This window comes from Nitrospira sp. BLG_1 (assembly GCF_047338595.1).
Classification (GTDB): Bacteria; Nitrospirota; Nitrospiria; order Nitrospirales; family Nitrospiraceae; genus Nitrospira_D.
Genome location: NZ_JBLFBO010000008.1, coordinates 128051 through 145296, shown reverse-complemented (window position 1 = coordinate 145296; position 17246 = coordinate 128051). Strand labels below are relative to the sequence as shown.

The 17246-nt window shown below is 55.4% G+C and carries 17 protein-coding genes; 3 read left to right on the top strand and 14 right to left on the bottom strand.

The window, feature by feature from the left end:
- Positions 1-256 precede the first annotated feature (256 nt).
- The 3 genes from ACMTNU_RS10055 to ACMTNU_RS10045 all read right to left on the bottom strand — a co-directional run bounded on the left by ACMTNU_RS10055 (position 257) and on the right by ACMTNU_RS10045 (position 2948).
- Complete coding sequence (locus ACMTNU_RS10055; RefSeq protein WP_413935110.1) at positions 257-811, bottom strand: DUF1566 domain-containing protein; 555 nt, start codon at positions 809-811, stop codon at positions 257-259.
- A 129-nt stretch (positions 812-940) separates the two neighbouring features.
- Positions 941-1528, bottom strand: a complete 588-nt coding sequence (locus ACMTNU_RS10050; RefSeq protein WP_413935109.1) for a DUF2059 domain-containing protein — start codon at positions 1526-1528, stop codon at positions 941-943.
- Positions 1529-1592: 64 nt separating this feature from the next.
- On the bottom strand, positions 1593-2948 hold the full coding sequence (locus ACMTNU_RS10045) for an aKG-HExxH-type peptide beta-hydroxylase (RefSeq protein ID WP_413935108.1): 1356 nt from the start codon (positions 2946-2948) through the stop codon (positions 1593-1595).
- A 440-nt stretch (positions 2949-3388) separates the two neighbouring features.
- Here ACMTNU_RS10045 and ACMTNU_RS10040 point away from each other — a divergent pair, with 440 nt between their 5' ends.
- Positions 3389-4819 carry an NFACT family protein gene (locus tag ACMTNU_RS10040; RefSeq protein WP_413935107.1) on the top strand — a complete coding sequence of 477 codons (1431 nt, stop codon included), beginning with the start codon at positions 3389-3391 and terminating at the stop codon, positions 4817-4819.
- Between the two features lie 157 nt (positions 4820-4976).
- Positions 4977-5468: a response regulator gene (locus ACMTNU_RS10035; protein ID WP_413935106.1), complete on the top strand. Its 492-nt coding sequence runs from the start codon at positions 4977-4979 to the stop codon at positions 5466-5468.
- Positions 5469-5562: 94 nt separating this feature from the next.
- On the opposite strand, the gene ACMTNU_RS10030 is transcribed toward ACMTNU_RS10035, so the two are convergent.
- The 11 genes from ACMTNU_RS10030 to ACMTNU_RS09980 form a co-directional block, all read right to left on the bottom strand.
- Positions 5563-6216 carry a 2OG-Fe(II) oxygenase gene (locus tag ACMTNU_RS10030; protein WP_413935105.1) on the bottom strand — a complete coding sequence of 218 codons (654 nt, stop codon included), beginning with the start codon at positions 6214-6216 and terminating at the stop codon, positions 5563-5565.
- 136 nt (positions 6217-6352) lie between these two features.
- Positions 6353-6691, bottom strand: a complete 339-nt coding sequence (locus tag ACMTNU_RS10025; RefSeq protein ID WP_413935104.1) for an RNA recognition motif domain-containing protein — start codon at positions 6689-6691, stop codon at positions 6353-6355.
- Positions 6692-6916: 225 nt separating this feature from the next.
- Positions 6917-7708 carry an ABC transporter permease gene (locus ACMTNU_RS10020; RefSeq protein WP_413935103.1) on the bottom strand — a complete coding sequence of 264 codons (792 nt, stop codon included), beginning with the start codon at positions 7706-7708 and terminating at the stop codon, positions 6917-6919.
- The gene (locus ACMTNU_RS10015) at positions 7705-8115 is read right to left on the bottom strand and encodes a hypothetical protein (protein ID WP_413935102.1); all 411 of its coding nucleotides are present in this window, start codon (positions 8113-8115) and stop codon (positions 7705-7707) included. Before ACMTNU_RS10015 ends, ACMTNU_RS10020 begins: the two co-directional genes overlap by 4 nt.
- A complete protein-coding gene (locus ACMTNU_RS10010) occupies positions 8112-8858 on the bottom strand; it encodes an ABC transporter ATP-binding protein (protein WP_413935101.1) in 747 nt (248 codons plus the stop codon). The genes ACMTNU_RS10015 and ACMTNU_RS10010 overlap by 4 nt, the downstream gene beginning before the upstream one ends.
- Before the next feature lie 22 nt (positions 8859-8880).
- Entirely contained in the window at positions 8881-9591 is a 711-nt protein-coding gene (locus tag ACMTNU_RS10005; protein WP_413935100.1) for a NapC/NirT family cytochrome c, read from the bottom strand.
- Entirely contained in the window at positions 9575-10108 is a 534-nt protein-coding gene (mobB, locus tag ACMTNU_RS10000) for a molybdopterin-guanine dinucleotide biosynthesis protein B (RefSeq protein ID WP_413935099.1), read from the bottom strand. Before mobB ends, ACMTNU_RS10005 begins: the two co-directional genes overlap by 17 nt.
- A 63-nt stretch (positions 10109-10171) precedes the next feature.
- On the bottom strand, positions 10172-11470 hold the full coding sequence (gene glp / locus ACMTNU_RS09995) for a gephyrin-like molybdotransferase Glp (protein ID WP_413935098.1): 1299 nt from the start codon (positions 11468-11470) through the stop codon (positions 10172-10174).
- Positions 11467-12435 carry an Mrp/NBP35 family ATP-binding protein gene (locus tag ACMTNU_RS09990; protein ID WP_413935097.1) on the bottom strand — a complete coding sequence of 323 codons (969 nt, stop codon included), beginning with the start codon at positions 12433-12435 and terminating at the stop codon, positions 11467-11469. Before ACMTNU_RS09990 ends, glp begins: the two co-directional genes overlap by 4 nt.
- A 39-nt stretch (positions 12436-12474) precedes the next feature.
- The gene (tatC, locus tag ACMTNU_RS09985; RefSeq protein ID WP_413935096.1) at positions 12475-13416 is read right to left on the bottom strand and encodes a twin-arginine translocase subunit TatC; all 942 of its coding nucleotides are present in this window, start codon (positions 13414-13416) and stop codon (positions 12475-12477) included.
- A 101-nt stretch (positions 13417-13517) separates the two neighbouring features.
- Entirely contained in the window at positions 13518-15020 is a 1503-nt protein-coding gene (locus ACMTNU_RS09980) for a Do family serine endopeptidase (protein ID WP_413935095.1), read from the bottom strand.
- 312 nt (positions 15021-15332) lie between these two features.
- Here ACMTNU_RS09980 and ACMTNU_RS09975 point away from each other — a divergent pair, with 312 nt between their 5' ends.
- Positions 15333-17189 carry a caspase family protein gene (locus ACMTNU_RS09975; protein WP_413935094.1) on the top strand — a complete coding sequence of 619 codons (1857 nt, stop codon included), beginning with the start codon at positions 15333-15335 and terminating at the stop codon, positions 17187-17189.
- Positions 17190-17246 lie beyond the last annotated feature (57 nt).

The window sequence follows — 17246 nt, the reverse complement described above, 5'->3', positions numbered from 1 at the left end:
TCAGCGCCATTAGCACAGGAGGAGCGACTGTCGGATATTTACGGAGAATAGTGCGGGGAGAGGGAAATCCACGTCATAAAGATGATTGCGCTTCAACGACCCGCCTTGGTTCGTAGGTTTGCCTGGCTGACTGAGATGCTTTGATAGACTAGCCGAACACTGATGAAAGCATGAATGAAGTGGCTGACTGGCAGGTTTCACTGATCTCGACTAGCGTTTACGGAGGTTCTGGGAGGCAAGAACACACGGCGTGCTGCTACTGATCCGCTCCACCTTCTCCTCGCACACACCAGACTTTGAACGCAGAGGCTTTACTGGCCATATGGACATGGCCATTGCTCAAATGAAGATGCCAGGCCTTTGAGGATTCCCCATCCATCGAGCCCGACCAATAGAACCCCGACGGGTTGTTGAGAAACGGATGCCCGACTGGAAGCATCGCATCAGAATCTTGGACAGATGGGTCAAGCAGGCTGGTCAGTTCTACTATCGAGGGTAACCGCCACCCTCTCTGACCACCAATCGCCTTATTCAGACAATACGACCGAGCCGCCTTCCAATCAGTGCGTGCTGTCGCAGGAGACCGCTCCCAGAGCAGACCCGTGTCTTGATCCAAGACTGCCTCGCTGGTGAAGTTTGCCAACACGATGAACCGCATCTCCGTTGGGAGAGTTCGATTCCACGAAACGACGTACGGAGATGACAGATCTGACGTGGATCGGGCCTGTCCCATATCGGCCAGGCCAACACAGAAGGCAACGGCGCTGGTGAAGATTACCCCATTGATCATTCGCTTACGCTTCGGTTCCACTGTACCTCTTCCCTCTAGACGATCAAGAGACGGGCCACACCGGTCCGGTTTCATCAACCTCTTTGCCGAAGTTCGTCAGAGAACAACATACGTCAAGAGTGGATGGGAGGTCGGAGTGAGATCGTGCCGCTACGCCCCCTGTTTCGCCTTCCCCCGCGCAACCAGGGCAACCACCTGTAACAACTTTTCAACGCGGGCCTTGTATTGATTCATGAATTGAGCGGTCCACATCGTGTTGTATTCGATGGCCGCGCTTTTCTTCATCCCCGCATCTTTTTCACCGACCGGAGAGGAATAGTGCGCAATCAGGCGATCCAGTTCCTCTTCGCCAAAGTTTCTCGAATAGGCCTGCTTAAGATGATCGTGGAGGGTTTCCACTCTCCCCATCGACTGCCTGATGTCTTTCAAGAACGCATCGAGCAGCCGTTCGATTTCCTTCTTCGTATCACCTGATACATTGGGGTAGCTGGCTGCGATGGACTTTCTGATTTGTTGCTCATACTCAGTAACATACTTTTGTGTGAGCGTTTCGTACTCCGACTCAAGTTCTGAAACCCGGATCAGCGTCAGCAACTTCTCAATCTTGATGGACTTAGAGTTCTCGATTGTGGCCGCACCTGCAGCAGTCGCTCCGACAATCATTGTCAGGCTACAGAGGCACCCAAGTAGAGCAACCTGTGGAAGACTGCCATGCTGTCTATTCTTCCGGCCGCGCATAGCTCTCACCTCTTGCGACCGAGTCTACTCCGATTGAACCACCCGTCAAGAAATAGAACACCTTCTACGATGTGACTGGAGTGACACGCATCGGCCCAAAGGCATGGCGGGCTCTCTGCAGTTCCTTGAGATGTTTCCGCAAGGCAGGTCCAAACGGAGAACGGTCGATGTCACGCGCCATACGCTTGCTATTTCGCTCGACACGATCAATCACGTCGGTGAGCTGTTCAACTACGCGCCGACCTGAACCCGTCAGCCATCCAAGATGGTGATCGGCATAGTGCAAATCTTGCAGCGAGTAGCGAACCGACGCCAGTTCTTCCAGGCAGCGGAATCGAGCTCGCTGTAAATCTCGCATGGTCAGCCCCGCCCGTTTCCATGCTGATCCTCCATGACGGCCGACTCCCCATGATGAAAGCCGCTCGAACAAGAGCGCTCCCATGGTAAAGGTAAAGGTTGCATGGAGAATGCCCCGCAGCGGACGGAGGCTTCGTCGCCATGGCGAATAGAAGATCTGTTGGTTATGATCGTCGCGATACATGACATGCTTTCGCAAGAGCAGATTGAGATGGTGATGGCTGTTCTCATGAATGAGATCATCAATCAGGTCGAGATTGCCACGATCAAAACAATTGATAAATGACAGCCCTGGCCGGTGGCGATAACTGAAACTGACGACACCCTTCGCCTGAAGCGGAACAATGCGGTCGGTGAGCAACATTAAGAGATCGTATCCCTCCGGCCACGCCAATTGAATTGTTTCCCAAGCACGCGTGATTCGATCGATCTGTCTCGTATCAGTGGGCTTCACAGTTTTGGGCTGACGGTCGTTTCCGTAAACCAGCATGGGGCCGACCGTGACTGGGACACCCTGGCGTTGAATGGCGACGACCGATGGAACATAGGCCCAGTGCCATTGTCCCTGCCCGCCGCCACGTGACCACACCGGCGAGACAGTCTTGCCGATCTTGAGCGAGATACGAGCCGGTTCCACCCGAACGACCACTCGACCTGCTGATTGACGGACCGCCCGCCGCACCTCATCTGGCGCCTGACACCACGCCCCAGTCAGATCAACGGAAAGCGTCCCAGCTTGTTCGCCACGCTCAAAATTGTCAGAGAGACTTCCTGAAACCTCCCACTGCGTCAGTTTCCGCTGGCAGAGCCACTGCACCGTCCCAGATGGGTCGAACCAGAGCGACTCCTCAGTCAACTCCTGCGTCAGTCGTCGACATAATGCCAACACTCGCTTCTCCAGACCACGTACCTGCGGACGGCCACTTGGGAATAGATCGTCCATGTAGCCATGCTCAAAAAACTTCTCCCGGCATTCATCAAAAAACTGTGCTGCAAACGCGCTCCGATCCTGCTCTCTTATCAGTTGCCGATACACATCAAGAAGATAGACGAGATCATTCAAGGTCTCAATCCAACCGACAACTTTCCATCTAGAATAGCACTCCAGTGGGAGCTCTGAGCGGAGACGGTCAAAGAAACTGGTTGGAAGCTTCAACTCTCTCGACAGATCAACGCAGTCAGCGTGCAGTTCCCGACACAGATCAGCATACAGTCGACGCATCGAGAGACGAAATTCATGCTGTAATGTGATGAGAGGCTGCGGATCGAACAGGTGCATAGCGAGACGATAACGAACAATGTAAGCAGGACTCTAGCGCAGCAGGAAAGTGGGTGCAAGGGCGAAGCTGAGCAACCTACCCTTGTCTCTTTTCTGCAGAAACCGGCAAACCATCGTCGTCCCTGGATATTCCTCCCCAGCACGCTTTAACATGTAGCCTACTACTCAGCATAGCGAAACATCGACAACGGTCCAGCCCTGCTGGGGAATAGAAACAACCTCTCATGATACTGAACAGGACGGATCTGGCACTGGTTCTTGCAGAAATTGCTCCAGCCCTACGTGGCGGCTGGACACAAAAGATCCATCAACCACACGCTCACACGATCGTGCTTGACATTCGGATGCCGGGTGAGACCCATCGGCTACTGATCTCCTGTGACCCGAACAACGCCCGGCTCCATCTCACCACTGGTTCCCATCTCAACCCACCGACGCCACCCCCCTTCTGCCAGTTTCTCCGGGCCCACTTCCAGGGGGCCAGGCTCGACGACATCCATCAGATCGAGAACGACCGCCTTGTCGAGCTGCAGATGACCAGCAGGGACGGACCTCGTGTGATCATGTGTGAATTGACCGGACCCAAGGCCAATATCTTGGTCCTCGATGTCGAACGACGAATCCTGCGAGATTGCACTCGCCAATGCACGAATGTCGGGCAAGCCTATGAACCACCAGGTCAGGGTGATGCCTCACAGAAACCGGCACCTAGCCGCTTCACTGGGTGCGTTGGAGGCAGACATCCTGTTTCAGACGCCATCGATACCTATTACCGTGAACGGGAATCCGGACGGGCCGGCGACCGGCTCAAGACAGAACGTCTACGCATTCTTAAGAAAACCCTGAAGAAAGAGCTACGGTTGATCGAAGCCTGGCGGAGCGACCTTGCAAAAGCAGCCACCTACCGCGACTATGCCCGGTATGGAGAATTGATCAAAGCCAATCTTGGGTCCATCGCGAAGGGAACTGATCAGATCGAGGTGACCGACTACTTCGATGACCAACTCCCCACAATGACGATTCCGCTCGACCCTATGAAATCACCCCAGGGCAATATGAACGACTACTTTCGAAAGCATCGCAAACATCTGGCCGCTCAACGTGAACTCACACCTCGAATTGAACAAGCCGAGCTCGGTCTCGCGCGGCTGCGCCAGGAGCTTCACGAAATTGAGCAAGGGACCTGGACTCCACCGGCAACACCTTCTCCCCGGCTACGTGTCGCCACCAGTCCAACGGCTCGTGCCATTGCTCAGCAACGAGGACCGTTTCGTCGATTTACCTCGACTGACGGGCTCCCGATCTTCGTCGGACGCAATGCTCGCGAGAACGATGAACTCACGTTCGGTCTGGCCAAGAGCGACGACCTCTGGCTGCATGCTCGTGGAACGCCCGGATCACACGTCGTCGTTCGTTTAGAGAAAGGGACAGATCCTCCATTGGAAACGCTTCGTGATGCAGCAACCCTGGCCCTGCTCTATAGCGATCTGAAAAAAAGCGGTAAGGGCGATGTCATCTACACCAGAAGGAAGTGGGTGAAGAAAGCTAAAGGACAGGCCCCTGGCGCAGTGATCGTCACCCAAGAGAAATCAGTACATATCAGTCTCGATAAGATCAGACTAGATGCGCTCAAGAATCGGACTAGTCGCGAATGACCTGTGTCGTCCCCTCCCTGATGGCCTCGTTTAAAGCGGATACTCACCAGATTAAATCTTGGCCTCTCCCAATGTGCTAGTCCAAGCTAAAACATCGGTTTCTCTCGCCCTATCGCATGGACGGGACTATGATGGCCTGAGACCGTAGAGGACGCACATGACGGCTGGACAAGCACAACCACCGACGATTCTCATTGTTGACGACGATCTTCCGATCGTAAACCTTTGCAAGGCGTTTCTAGAAGAAGCCGGATATGCTGTTCTGGGGACCGACGGCAGCTCGGAAGCGCTAAAGATCTGTACGCAACACACGGGATCGATCGATCTTCTTCTGACAGACCTGGTGTTGCCTCCTCCGGGATTTCAAATTGCCTCTGCTTCGAATCAATTCCCGCACGTCAATGGCCTTGAACTAGCCGTGCGAGCGACCAGAATTCGGAGCGCACTTCGCATCATTCTTATGTCAGGGAATCCCGATAAAGAGCTTGCGGGGCACGGGATCAAACGAGGAACGCTCCCATTTCTGGCGAAGCCGTTCGAACGTGATCGTCTGCTCGCGCTGGTAAAAAACGTACTCGCCCAACCGGCAACGCCCCTTGGAGTGGAACAACCTGCCCGTGCTGCAAATGATGCCGAATGGTTTGGTTAGACCCGGCCCAGGCTAAGGGGAAGGCCGAGGTTCAAATTTAACAACGCGCATCGAACTCTCTCCGACTGAATCTTAGTCTCCGCCTGTTACGCTGCTAGTCATGTTCCGTCATAAACCATCCCGCAATCGATAAGCGCCGATGCTGCCCAGCCGTGGCATCTACTCGACACACTCGATGGAATCGAGGGACGGTAAACATCACCAACGATCCCGGACGCGGCTCGATACAATGTGTGGGAACAAGGTCAGGCTTGGCAGTGTGCTCCCCTGTTCGCGTCGCATAGATGATCAATTCTCCTCCCCAATCCGGCTGCCATTCCTCATGAAAATAGGTGACCAGAGCGATCCTGCGTTGCAGAGTCCGACGCCCAGCGATCGGCCGGCCCTGATCCGTATCATCATGAGTGAGGAGGCAATCGCCAGCCGAGTAGGAATAGTAGCTGAATCCCAGATGCCGTCCGATGATACCGGAAAAGGACTCGATGTAGTCTTGGATGAACGGAAACTGAACCCGCGATAACAACCGTTGCCCTTCCGGAGGACCGATTTCTGCTTTCGCCCAGTTTCCCGATTGGGGAAAGTCTTCTCGCACATTGGGAAGATCAGAGAGACTTTTCCAGGCCGCTTGAGTCATCCGGTCGCGAAAAAACTGTCGCTCTTCGGCGGACCAGAAGTTTTCAACGACCAATACCGGACTCCTCTGAAATGAAAATGTGTTGATGTCGTCAGACGTTGACGTTGATGACATTCCATTCATGATCCCACACGTGCCCTGGCCGTCATTGGAACCCCGCAATGCAGTACGCGTATCCCTTCACTCAAATAAAAAGAGGGGCTGCCATCATGTATGGCAGCCCCTCCGTCCAATGTCTGGAACCGATTACTTACCAGCGATCACGCTTTCCACCGCCTCCACTGCGACCGCCGCCTCCACCGAATCCACCACGCCCACCACCGCCACCACCGGTCCGCGGTTCCTGGGGACGTGCTTCATTGACTGTAAGAGTCCGGCCACCCATTTCTGACCCGTTGAGTGCCGTGATGGCAGCTTGAGCTTCGGCATCCGACGACATTTCCACGAAGCCGAATCCCCGGGATTGCCCGGTGAACTTATCCGTAATGATGCGCGCAGAGGCGACTGCACCATGCGCTGCGAATAAGTCACTCAATTGCTGCTCGGTCGCCGAGTAGGGCAACCCACCGACATAGATCTTCGAACCCATTGGGGTTCCTCCTTTAGGATAATGACATTGTCTTGAGCACGAGGAACGGGGAAGGAGCGGGCCGAAGACGCGATCGATGCAGCGACTTAGGTCTGACTTCCGACAAGATTCCCGGACAAGGCAACATCGACATTGTGGGCCTTCTCTGATAGTCACTCGGTATCGCGAGGCCCAGGGCGATACGAGTCAGAGCTACAGTAGCATAGCGCTTTGCCGATTACAACCTTACTCCCCAACTCGAACCAGAAGCCCTCGATCTTTACAGTAAGCCATTGTTCGGTAAAACCAGCCGACCACACCAATCACCAGGACCCCGTTGAGCCCAACCGCCCAGGCCAGATCGCCAAGGGGAGCCTGTCCCGTCGTGAGCACAGCCCGCATCCCCTCAAAAATATGTGCAGCCGGGTTCACCCACGCGATTCCCTGAAGCCAGGCCGGCAAGACCTCCAGCGGATAGAAGACGCAGGAGATGGGCTGAAACAGGAAGACCATGCTCCAGGCCAGGACCTCTGCTTCCTGCCCAAATCGCATAATGAGCGATGTGGTAAACACGCCGATGATCCACCCGGTCACAACAAGGTTCAATACGAAGGGACCGAGCCACAAACCGATCATCAGTACGTTATACGAATAAAAAACAAGGGCGCAGGCCGCCATGACGATCGAAACCGCCGTGACCTTCATGATGCTCATCGCCATCGTCGCCACAAGAAATTCGCTCGGCTTCAGCGGGCTCGCAAACAAATTCATGAGATTGCGCGCCCAAAGCTCTTCGAGAAATGTGATCGTAATCCCCTGCTGCGCACGGAACAGGATGTCCCAGAGGATGAGCGCCCCCAAGAAGAAGGTCACGAACCCGGGAAGCTGTGGCTGGTACCGTGCAAGGTACAACGTGATGAATCCCCAAATCACGAGATCGAGAAACGGCCAGTAGAAAATCTCCATGATCCGCGGCAAACTTCTCCGATAGAGATACAGATGCCTGAAGATCAGCGCCGCGACACGATGAAGTTTCATCCGCACGTCTCATGCTTGTGCTCATGGTGGCAGCCGCCGCATCCCTGCTGCATCCCGAGAAGCTCCGCCATCAACTGTCTGACTCCCGCAATCATATGTGTCCCTGCCCGTCGTCCATCAGGCATCCGTCGCATCCAGAGCCCGAATAGCACCGTCGGCATACCTATGAGACCAGCTCCGAACACCAGTGTCATGCTCACCGTTCCTCCCAGCCACCAGAGAAGCACTCCCACCAATGAGAGAGGAACCACTCCTGCGGCCATGCTTTTCAACACAACCGGCCACCCGCAGGTCCCTCGGCCTCGGCCTATCAGACTCACCCCTAACCAAAACAATCCCCAGGCCGCGCTAACGACCAATCCCCCCATGACAAACCCGAGGACGAACTCGAGGAACGGATGTATCATGATGACAAAGAAGCCGTTGATTCCCGTGCCAACTTCAGAAAAACCTCCTCGAGATCCGTCTGCCCGAACCGATCCACGATCGCCTGCGCCGTTCCCTCAGCCACCAGCCGTCCACGCTGGAGAAACACAATGCGGTCTGACATTTCCTCCATCTCCCGCATATTATGAGACGTGTACAGAATGCTCAGGCCTGACGATCGCTGCTCATCTTTTAACAAAGCCCTGATCTTGTACGCCACATCGGGATCTAAACTTGCGGTCGGTTCGTCAAGAAAGAGGATGCGTGGCTCCGTGAGAATGGCCTTGGCCAACGCCAGCCTGGTCATCTGCCCGGATGACAACTTCCGGGTCACTTTCCGTCGAAACTCTTCCATCTCCAGCTTTCTGACCACCTTGTCGATCCGCTGTGCGATGTCGGATAGTCCATATAACCTCGCCACCACCCAGAGATTCTCCTCGACCGTCAGCGCTTGCGGCATCGAAATGTAGGTGGACGAAAAGTTGACTTGCTGCAGAATCTCCTCCCGGTGAGTGGACAGATCCAGGCCGAATACCTCGATGGATCCCGAGGTCGGTGTGACTAATCCCAGTAACATCTGAATCGTGGTCGTCTTACCGGCTCCATTGGGTCCCAACAATCCAAGGATTTCTCCAGGACGCATCTCGAACGACACGCCATCCACCGCCGTAAAATCGCTGAAGCGCTTCGTCAATTGTGAGACCTTCAAAACAGGATTCACCATTAAACTCATCACGTCAGTACAGTCAATTGAACAACAAGGCGCCGCTGATCCTGTCTGAAAGATGGCACGTCTCACACTGTCTGTCCAACACCGTGGCTCCATACTGAGCCTTTCCATCATGGCAGCGAAAACAGTCGTTGAGGGCTCTGGTGCGAAGGGCCGATCCTTCAGGATGGGATGGATACCAGGGCTTACTGTCGGCAGACACATGGCCACGAGGAATCACGATAGGGTAGCCCTTGATCGGTTCATCATGCACGACACCGGCATGGCAGGTCGTGCAGCCTTCCCCCTGCCCACGAACCATGAAGGCCTCCATATGCCGACGATGACTCACGACCAGCCCTACCTCCTTGACCGGTAGCGGAAGATCACGGGAGGCAATTTCCGAGACCCGAAGGATGTGTCGATGACAACTCAGACAGACTCCAGAATCCACCGTCGCTTTCAGATTGTGCGCCTCCGTTGGAGTTCCCACGAGGGTGATAGCAACATCTCTCGCACCAGCCCAAACCTTGTCGATCAACCAACCATGAAAACCGGGCCGCACATGGCACGCAACACAACCGACATCTTTATGGGAGGACTTTGCCCAGCTCTTGTAGGAAGGGGCAATGGTGTGGCATCCGGCACAGAACTCGGGGTGATCGGTCAAGGGAATCGCAATCCCCGCCAGAGCGACTGCTCCGACCATGACGGCCAATGCAATCGTGGTCCTAGACGTCCAGCTCATGCTCCCGGCGCCGAAGCGGAAACTGCCGAATCAAGAGCGCAGCCACACCGGCGATATCGTCCAGATGCAGCACAGGTACCGGCTGATTAATCGGTTTGTCGGAGACCACCGCGAGAAGACCATCGGACGAATAGGAAATTTCGCCCAACTGATCGCGCACCACGATGATCTTAGGATAGCCCTCACTCTTCCATCCCTCTGCGATGATGAGATCATACGAGCGATCCAAGAAGCGGTCTCGGACCTCTTCGACCTTGAGCTGTTCGGATACATCGGCAAAAAGCGCCAGGCTTCCCTTCGACACGACGATCACACTGCTGGCACCGGCGCGCTTATGACGCCAACTATCCTTACCCTCCGTGTCGAGATCGAACCCGTGGCCTGCATGTTTGACGGTCGCCACGCGGTAGCCGGCCTTCACGAGTTCGGGGATGACACGCTCAATTAACGTGGTCTTCCCGCTATTCGAGCGACCAATAAAAGACACGATCGGAATGGACATATAGTGATTGGTCATCGGTCACTCGTCATTGGCAACGACGAAACTCTCTACTCCAGTGACTAGTGACTCCTTGTTTCTCTAACAACAGGAGAGGCGTTGTCCACCGGAGTGTGGACGCTCGATGGTGGTCGGCCAAGATTCCCCGCTCAATAGTTGGACCGTGACCTCGTCGCCAGGATTCAGCCGCTCGATTTCAATCGGCACATCAATGAGACAGTTGGCTTTGACCATTGAGGTCAGAATACCGGATCCCTGGTCACCAGTCGTTCGAACCTTGAAGACACCCTCTTCTCGTGTCAGGATCCCGCGCAAGAAATGCCGCCGATCCCTGCGTTTGGAAAAAGTCTCCTGAAAGATAGCCTGTAGTACCGGTCGTCCGTAGCTCCGACAGCCGCTCATCTTCTGCAGCGCCGGTCGCACGAGCTGCTCGAACGTCACCATGGAGGACACGGGATTGCCAGGGAGGCCAAAAGCCAACTTGCCCTTGATCAAACCAAATGCCAAGGGTTGCCCAGGTCTGATGGCAAGTTTCCAAAAATTCATCTCGGCCCCGAGCTCACGGAAGACCGCTTTGGTGAAGTCATAATCACCCATCGACACCCCGCCGGACAGAACCAGGATATCGGCATTCAACCCCTGCGAAATCTTTTCCTTGAGGGCGGCCGGTGTGTCGCGGGCAATACCGAGCAAGAGCGGAACCCCTCCGGCTTCCTGGACAGCCGCGGCAATCCCATAACTATTCGAGTTAATGATCTTCTCATCACTGAACCGTTCATCCAAATCGGCCAATTCATCACCGGTCGACAGGATCGCCACGCGAGGTCGCTGATAAGCGAATACCAAGGATTTGGCAAGAATCGCGAGCATCCCCGCTTCACCGGGGCGAATTCTCGTCCCCTGTGCGATCATGCAGTCGCCTTTTTTGACGTCCTCACCTTGCGGTCTGATATTGGCACCCTTCGGTTCAGGCTTCAACACACGTACGGACGTCGGTGTGGGTTCGGTGTCTTCGACCTTGAGCACCGTATCCGCTCCTCGGGGCATCGGCGCACCGGTCATGATCCGGATCGCCTCACCAGGGCCGACCGTCTTTGTCGGCATCGTCCCAGCGGGAACATCTTCGATAATCGAGAGAGTCACCGGCTTCTGGATGGCATGCTCCTGCTTGATATCTTCCCATCTCACCGCAAACCCATCCATGGCTGAATTGTCCCACGGAGGATTGTCTCGCTCCGCAACGATGTTTTCGCCCAGCACACGACCCAAGACATCCAAAATCGAGACTTTTTCAACTCCCAACACCGGCGTCGCATCCAACACAATCCGTTGCGCCTCATGAAGTTGGGTCAATCCGTTCATGGCATCGGCGGCTTTCACTGACTGATTCCTCTCAGTGGCCCGGCGGTCGGCTTTCCCACTTTCAGGAGCGATGCCCCTTTCTTACAGAACCCTTCGACCTGATTGGCAATCTGGTGGTAAGCCTCCGCCGTAGGGGTATCAGAGTTGAAAAGCGCGAAAGGTTCTCCGGCATCCGATTGCGTAACCACGTCCGGATCGAGCGGAATTCGCCCGAGGAACGGAACCCCCATGTCGCTCGCAGAAGCTTCCCCACCGCCCTTTCGAAACACATCGATCTGCGTATGGCAATGTGGACACTCAAGCCCGCTCATGTTTTCCACGATGCCGATGATGGGCACTTCACTATCCCTACAAAACGTCACTGACTTGCGCGAATCGAGCAGCGCCACTTCCTGAGGAGTCGTGACGATGACGGCGCCGCTGACCTGGCCGAGCAAATCGATGGTGGTGACTGATTCGTTGCCGGTCCCCGGAGGAAGATCGATCAGGAGAAAATTCAGATCTTGCCAATCGACTCCGCCCAGGAGCTGATTGATGAATTCATACTTATAGGCATCTCGCCAGATAATGGGATCGTCTGAGTTCTGCAACAGAAACGACATGGAGGCAATCTTCAAATTATACGCCTGGAAGGGAATAATCCCGCCAGAGGTGCTGATCTTGAGCTTCTGTCCTTCGGCCCCGACCATCTTGGGAATATTGGGACCATGGATGTCCATATCGCAGATGCCGACATGCCATCCCTTGAGAGCCAAACTCACCGCGATATTTGTGGTACAGGTACTCTTCCCCACACCACCCTTGTTGCTCATGATGAGTACCTTGTACTCAATCCGCTCCATCCGCTTGGCCACCAGCCAGCGGCTATGCCCTTCCTTATCCTTTTGACATTGTTCAGTTTCATCACAGATGGCGCAGGCCCACATGTAGGTGCACGCATCTCCGCTTCCACTGTTATTGATCACATTGAGTTCACGAGCCATGAATAGTCTTTCTCATAAACGGTTCGTTCAACATCTTTGCTAACGCGGTCGTCCTCCGGGAACTCCCACGTAGTCCTCACCCGTGGAAGAGTTCGGCATCGCCACCCCAGCGGCACTCCCACCCACTCCCGCCCCCGCCATCGCCGTCGTTGGAACAGACGGTTGATCGGACTCGGCAGCTGGTTTTTTCCCAAAGACTTTCGCACCAAAAATCCCGACCCAATAGAGCAGAAACATCGGACCGGCCATCAGCGTTTGATTGAATGGGTCAGGCGTGGGAGTCAGGATGGCGGCAATCACGAACGACCCTAATAGCGCCCACTTCCAGTATTGAATCAAAAACGGCGCATCCACCCATCCGAGCTTTGCCATAAGCGTCAGCGCCAACGGCACTTCAAAAATCAGCCCGAACACCATTAGAAACCAGAGAGCGAATCCGACATATTGCGCAATAGAAATCTGCGGCGCAAATCCTGCATTGACGCCGTACGAAATCAAAAAATTTAACGCAAACGGTAGAACGAAAAAAAATGAAAAGCCCGCCCCCGCATAAAATGCCGCCGCGCTGACACACACGAACGGGCCGACAAACCGCCGTTCTTGGGCGTGTAGCCCAGGAACCACGAACCGCCAGATTTCATACAGCAAATACGGCATGGCAAGCACAATGGCACACAAGCCCGCCACCTTGACGTTCTGCCAAAGCGCCTCCGCCGGAGCGAGGAACACAAACGGCACAGTCGGGAGGTCGGTGGGTTCCCATGTCAACTGACTGGGAACAAACATGTTCTGGAGCGGAACGCGTAGCCATTTGACGAGTGCGTCGGCATATAGGAAGGTCCCCATGAACACGACCGCCAAGGCGATCACCGCACGTGTCAGCCGGACCTGGAACTCCACCAGGTGTTCCATGACCGGCATCTTCTTATCTTCCAGCGGCTTGAACACCGAGTCTTGCAGCCACTGGTTCAGTTTGTTCAACACAGAGCCTCGTACAAACTGGAATCTGTCGATCCGGCGATCTGCCGATCAGGCTTCTGGCAATCAACAGATCGACGGATCAACAAATACCCCTGTGCTTCTTACTTCGGATTGATCGCTACGAAGAGGCTGTTCCCCTGACGATTGACCAGCAAGACCGCAAGCTCGTCTTTTTTAATTTTCTCGGCGGCCTTTTGGTACTCGCTGAGCGTCTTGACGGATTCATGGTTGACTTCTTGGATGACATCGCCGCGCTGCAAGCCAGCCGCTTCCGCCTGTCCACCCGACTCTACCGAGATGATCACCACGCCGGCCGTCTTGGAAGGAATGTTCAATTGGCTCATCAACGCATTGTCCAGAGCCTGGACACGAAGCGATGCCAGCACATTGTCCGGTGGCTTGATCTGCTCTCCCGCTTCCTTCGGTGGCCCCGGCTCCTTCTTGGCCAAGACTTCATCAGAGGGACGCTCAGCCACCTTCACGGCAATGACCTGTTCCTTCCCTTCGCGGACGACCTTCACCTGGGCATCTTTGCCGACGACCGTTCTGGCAACGAGGTTGCGCAGCTGGCTGACCGTCTGCACTTCCTTCCCATTGAACGCCACCACCACATCACCCCGCTTGATTCCTGCGGCATGCGAGGGGCCATTTTCATTGACGTCGCTGATCAAGACCCCCTTCCGCTGATCCGGAAGCTTGAAGGATTTTGCCAAGGCCGGCGTGATCTCCTGAATCGCCACGCCCATCCATCCGCGCACGACTTTCCCAGTCTTTTGGAGGCTATCGACGATATCCAGTGCGATGCTGCTGGGAATCGCAAACCCAATGCCTTCCGATCCGCCGGTCCTTGAGAAAATCGCGGTGTTGATCCCGATCAGATCCCCATTCATATTGACGAGCGCCCCACCAGAATTTCCAGGGTTGATGGCCGCATCGGTCTGGATAAAGTCTTCATAGTCGGCAATTCCCACATTGCCACGCCCTAATGCACTGATAATCCCGAGCGTCACGGTCGAGCTCAAGCCGAATGGACTTCCGACGGCCAACACGAGATCCCCGACCTGGAGCTTCTCATACTCCGCCCACTTGAGCGACGGCAGATCCTTGGCATCGATCTTGACCACCGCCAAATCGGTCTTCGGATCGGTCCCGACAATCTTGGCGGAAAACTCCCGCCGGTCGCTCAGCGTGACAGTAATCTGGGTCGCCCCTTCCACAACGTGATTGTTGGTCACGATATACCCGCTGGCATCGAGAATGACTCCCGAGCCGGCACTCTGATCAGGTTTGCCGTGCGGACCGGGAGGGCCATGTGGAGCCGGCGGAATCGGTGATTCACCGCCAGGCTCATCCCCAGGAGGCGGCGTCCCGAATGGGTTCGGCGGAACCCCTCCTCGCCTCCGACTCCCCTCCCCTCCACCGGTGACGGCAATGTTCACAACGGCCGGCATCGTCTTTTTCACAATCTCCGAGAACCCCTGGGCCCATGCCGGAGGAACCCCTGAAGCCGAGACAGGCGACACGCATCCGCTTCCGATCAGAGCAGATACGGCTAATCCACAAGCCATGAGCATGTTCGTCGATTTCTGAGTCCACATGAACATATCTGAATTCCTCCAGGATGTGACTCTTGTTCAGAGTCCTATTGGAAATAGGCCCCTACACCAGTTTAACGATCTATTTTACACTACTCGTTCGACCGGCTTCAAAGAAGAAAAGGTACGGTGACGGGCGCTGAACACGATCCGTATCAATCGGCAAGCGCATGACACGTTATTACCGTACCAGACCGTCGGTATTGTAAACCAGGCCTCCCTTTGCAGCCCCGTTGCATTCATGTGAGGTTTCCAGTACCGTGACAACCGGTTAGGTCTATCATACAAGAAGAAGAGGACGAAGGCCTGGCAAGAGCCCATATGAATCGACTCTGCGATATGCGCATTCTGGCGAACGCTTGGAGCGGCGCCGCACTCCTCGTCCTCGTCGGCTGTGCGACGCATCTTGAGTTTGCCCCAATGGGCACCCCTCTTGCGGCCAGTGCCAAACTGGAGACATCCTCGGCCCTCAGGGACCTCACGCTTCGCTATACGAATACATGCGGGCAACTCCAGGAAGTCCCGTTAGGGGAACGCTTACAAGACGCGTTGCAGCAGGGTCTTCACCGAACCTTTGACCGTGTGATTGTGGACGGAGGAGAAACTGCCGGCCCAGCGGATCATGTCGTCCAGGTCGATCTCATTGACTCGTCATTCGACCTCAACAAAGAGGCGCTCTACGACCGCGCTCCGGCCAACATCCATCTCAATGCGATCGCCCGTGTCTATGACCGCACGGGAGCGTTGCTCCGGCAGACGGACATCGCGGTGTCCCGTCAGGAACGGTTGCGACTTGAACAAGTCTCAAAGAACTGTGACTACATTATTGATCCGTTCGTCCAGGACACCTCGATCGACTTTGCAGCCAGGGTTGCCCTCACGGCAAAGCAGGCTGTGGAAAGCCCTGACAACCTCAGCGCAACCGAGCCGACTGCTCCATCACCGGGAACCCTCGCCGTGGCCCCCGCCTTGAGCCCGACACCTGCCGACCAACTAAGCGGCCCTACTGCTTCAACCACCCTCCGATTCAAGGCGCTCTTACTCGATGAAAACAGTGACCTCCTGCTCGAAGGTGGCGAACATATTCGCGTCCGTGTCGACGTCGTGAACACAGGATCAACCCTGGTGGAGCACGCCTCGGCTTCTTTGACCGGAACTCGACTCACCCTCGAACATTTTCCCACGACGGTCTTGAGAATCCCGCCGCTACAGCCGGGCCAAACCAGATCGGTGGAGTTTGTCGCCACCCTACCCCTGCTCGCACAGTCGGAACCGGCCGAAATCCGGGTGATCGTAGCAGAACGCACTGGCGCCGCAGCCTCACCTCAAACACTGTCCTTTACGATCGCTCCGACGGGAACCAGAGGCGATGATGTCGATCAGGTGTCAGCTCAGGCATCACCTGTTCTGCACCCAGACACCTCCGTCATTGCCATCGGCCTCAGCTCGACCCTCACGCAGCAGATTCCATCACGCAAGCATGCCGCCCACGATGCGGAAACGGTCGCCAAGTACTTCCAAACGCTCGGAGGCGTACCTTCTTCCAATATCGCGCTATTAACGGACCGCAAGGCCACTTCTGCACAGATCGAGAAAACCCTGCGTGAATGGCTCCCGACTCGTTCGACGAAAGATGGAGTCGTCATTATCTACTTTTCAGGCCAAGCAATGGTCTCCCCTCGGGGAGAGGTCTTCCTCGTCCCCTATGACGGAACAAAGACCCCAACCAGTCTCTATCGTCTGAGTGCGCTGGAATCGGTCCTTGCGAAGCTCAATCCACGGCAGGCCATCTTCATCTTCGACGGAAAGACTGCTGCCATTATCGACCAGACCAAGACACCCGCTACCCCACGATGGGATCTGGACGGAGAGAACACGATTCGATTGATCGCCGTCGAGGGCCTTGCCACCGGAGTCGATGACGACAACCATCGTCACGGACTCTTTACCTATTATTTATTGCGCGGTCTGCGCGGAGAAGCGGATACAAACCGAGATGGGAAGATCACGTTCGGAGAGGTGAGTGGATTCGTACGACAGAAAGTCACATGGGCATCAAAATCTCAGTTTAATGCGATCCAACGCCCGCAAATGATCCCACTGCTGAAACCGGACGACAAAGCCGCGGACCTGGTTCTCACCACACTGCCCTCACTTGCAGCATCGGAAACGCCTTAACTCGCGTAACTCCTCCCTGTTCAAACAGCACAAGATTCGAACTCCGTCTGGCAACGT